The sequence below is a fragment of the Dialister succinatiphilus YIT 11850 genome, assembly GCF_000242435.1.
Lineage (GTDB): Bacteria > Bacillota > Negativicutes > Veillonellales > Dialisteraceae > Dialister > Dialister succinatiphilus.
This window is the reverse complement of the sequence record NZ_JH591187.1, coordinates 1,252,932-1,256,220: the sequence shown is the minus strand read 5'-3', so window position 1 is coordinate 1,256,220 and position 3,289 is coordinate 1,252,932. Positions and strand designations below refer to the sequence as shown.

2 rRNA genes (1 of these 2 running past the window's edge) are annotated in these 3,289 nt (G+C 51.9%); both read right to left on the bottom strand.

Going from position 1 to position 3,289, the window contains the following annotated elements:
* Positions 1-39 precede the first annotated feature (39 nt).
* A 23S ribosomal RNA gene (locus HMPREF9453_RS05390) occupies positions 40-2,966 on the bottom strand.
* Positions 2,967-3,215: 249 nt separating this feature from the next.
* Positions 3,216-3,289: ribosomal RNA gene (locus HMPREF9453_RS05385) — 16S ribosomal RNA — on the bottom strand (it continues 1,495 nt past the right edge of the window).
* The 16S and 23S rRNA genes sit together here, the layout of an rRNA operon.

Below are 3,289 nucleotides of genomic sequence, written 5' to 3'. Positions count from 1 at the left end.
CCGAAGGCTCTCGCCTCTGGTCGTGCTTTTCGTGAAATCTAAGCTAAGACCTCGACCTATTAGTACTGCGTCGCTCCATGACTTGCGCCACTTCCACTCACAGCCTATCAACCTCATCGTCTTTAAGGGGTCTTACTCATTGCTGATGAGAAGTCTCATCTCGGGACGGGCTTCACGCTTAGATGCTTTCAGCGTTTATCCTTTCCGGATGCGGCTTTCCAGCCGTGCCACTGGCGTGACAACTGGTACACCGTTGATCCGTCCACTCCGGTCCTCTCGTACTAGGAGCAGCCTCCCTCAAACTTCTTGCGCCCGCGATGGATATGAACCAAACTGTCTCACGACGTTTTGAACCCAGCTCGCGTACCACTTTAATGGGCGAACAGCCCAACCCTTGGAACCTACTCCAGCTCCAGGATGTGATGAGCCGACATCGAGGTGCCAAACCTCCCCGTCGATATGAACTCTTGGGAGAGATTAGCCTGTTATCCCCAGGGTAGCTTTTATCCGTTGAGCGATGGCCTTTCCACTCAGTACCACCGGATCACTAAGCCCGACTTTCGTCTCTGCTCGACTTGTCTGTCTCGCAGTCAAGCTCCCTTCTGCCTTTGCACTCTTCGGCCGGTTTCTGTCCGGCCTGAGGGAACCTTTGGGCGCCTCCGTTACATTTTAGGAGGCGACCGCCCCAGTCAAACCGCCTGCCTGAGATGGTCCACGAGGTTGTTAGTCTCCGTGTTAGAATCTCAGCAACATAAGGGTGGTATCCCAACATCGGCTCTGTAACACCCAAAGGCATTACTTCTTAGCCTCCCACCTATCCTGTGCATATGTCACCGGGATTCAATCTCAAGCTGCAGTGAAGCTCCATGGGGTCTTTCTGTCCAGTCGCGGGTAACCTGCATCTTCACAGGTATTTCAATTTCACCGGGCCCCTCGTTGAGACAGTGCCCAAATCATTACGCCTTTCATGCGGGTCGGAACTTACCCGACAAGGAATTTCGCTACCTTAGGACCGTTATAGTTACGGCCGCCGTTCACTGGGGCTTCAGTTCAAAGCTTCGCTTTCGCTGACCTCTCTCCTTAACCTTCCAGCACCGGGCAGGCGTCAGCACCTATACTTCAGCTTTCGCTTTCGCAGGCACCTGTGTTTTTGGTAAACAGTTGCTTGGGCCTCTTTTCTGCCACCCTTTTCTGTTCCGGGGGTTTCTCCCTTTCGCCTACTCAGGGTCATCCTTCTCCCGAAGTTACGGATGCAATTTGCCGAGTTCCTTAACGAGGGTTTTCCCGCGCACCTTAGGATTCTCTCCCCGCCTACCTGTGTCGGTTTACGGTACGGGCGGATTTCGTCTCGCTAGAAGTTTTTCTTGGCAGTGTGGGATCCATGAGTTCGTCAAAGTCTCCTTTAACTCCCCATCATGTCTCTGCTTCTGTAAAGGGGGATTTGCCTCCCTCTACGCATACGCACTTGGACGCGCTCTTCCAGCCGCGCGATCATGTGCCCTCCTGCGTCGCTCCTTTGCTCAATTGACTCCATCCGGTACAGGAATTTCAACCTGTTGTCCATCGCCTATGCGTCTCCGCCTCGGCTTAGGTCCCGACTTACCCTGAGTCGACGATCGTTGCTCAGGAACCCTCGGGCTTTCGGTGGAAAGGATTCTCACCTTTCTTTTCGATACTCATACCGGCATTCTCACTTCTTATATGTCCACATCTCCTTACGGTAATGCTTCTTCCTTATAAGAACGCTCCCCTACCCATGACATTGCTGTCATGCCATAGCTTCGGTTCCGTGCTTGAGCCCCGGACATTTTCGGCGCAGCGTCTCTCGACCAGTGAGCTATTACGCACTCTTTAAATGGTGGCTGCTTCTGAGCCAACATCCTGGTTGTTTATGAAACGCCACATCCTTCGCCACTTAGCACGGCATTTGGGACCTTAGCTGATGATCTGGGCTGTTTCCCTTTTGACCACGGCCCTTATAAGTCGTAGTCTGACTCCCGAGTATAATTGCAGCCATTCGCAGTTTGACTGGGTTTGGTAACCGGGTAGGTCCCTCTCCTGATCAGTGCTCTACCGCCTGCAATCTCTACCTCGAGGCTAGCCCTAAAGCTATTTCGGGGAGAACCAGCTATCTCCACGTTCGATTGGAATTTCACCCCTACCCACACCTCATCCTAACCCTTTTCAACGGATATAGGTTCGGCCCTCCGCACATTTTTACCTGTGTTTCAGCCTGGACATGGGTAGATCACTGTGGTTTCGGGTCTATGCAATCCAACTTATCGCCCTATTAAGACTCGCTTTCGCTTCGGCTCCGCATTTCCTGCTTAACCTTGCTGGACCTCATAACTCGCCGGTTCATTCTTCAATAGGCACGCCGTCGACCTGGTATATATACGGTCTCCGACTGCTTGTAAACATACGGTTTCAGGTTCTGTTTCATTCCCCTCCCGGGGTGCTTTTCACCTTTCCCTCATGGTACTATGCGCTATCGGTCGATATCTGTGTTTTGCCTTGGAGGGTGGTCCCCCCGGCTTCCCACGGGGTTTCTCGTGTCCCGCGGTACTCTGGTGCCGTCTGTCCTTATCCGCCCTTCGCCTACATGGCTTTCACACTCTTCGGCTCTCCTTCCCAGGAGATTCGGCTAAGCTTCCTTATCGTCTGACGGTCCTCAACCCCGGAAAAGTTTCCTTCTCCGGTTTGGGCTTCTGCCCCGTTCGCTCGCCGCTACTTGGGGTATCTCGTTTGATTTCTTCTCCTCGGGCTACTTAGATGTTTCAGTTCGCCCGGTTCCCTCCCATACTCAATGGCATGGGTGACTGTGCATGACCACAGCCGGATTGCTCCATTCGGAAATTCACGGATCAAAGGTCATTTGCACCTCCCCGTGACTTATCGCAGCTTGTCGCGTCCTTCGTCGGCAGATATCGCCAAGGCATCCGCCGTATGCTCTTACTATCTTAACTTAGTAAGATTCACACCTTGACCTTCTTGGCTTCTTAACCTTTCGATTAAGTCTTTTTGAGATTTCCTTCGGTACGTCGGAAAAACATTTCTTGTGAAATATCTTTCTTTCGTTTCCTTCTTCTATACAGTTTTCAAAGAACAGGCTGAGAGAGTCTTTTTTGATGATTCTCTCAAAACTGAGCAGTACTTCGAACTTGCCGATGTTCGACCTACACTTCTTAAGGTTTCCCTTAAGCGTGTCTCCTTAGAAAGGAGGTGATCCAGCCGCACCTTCCGATACGGCTACCTTGTTACGACTTCACTCCAATCATCAGCTCCACCT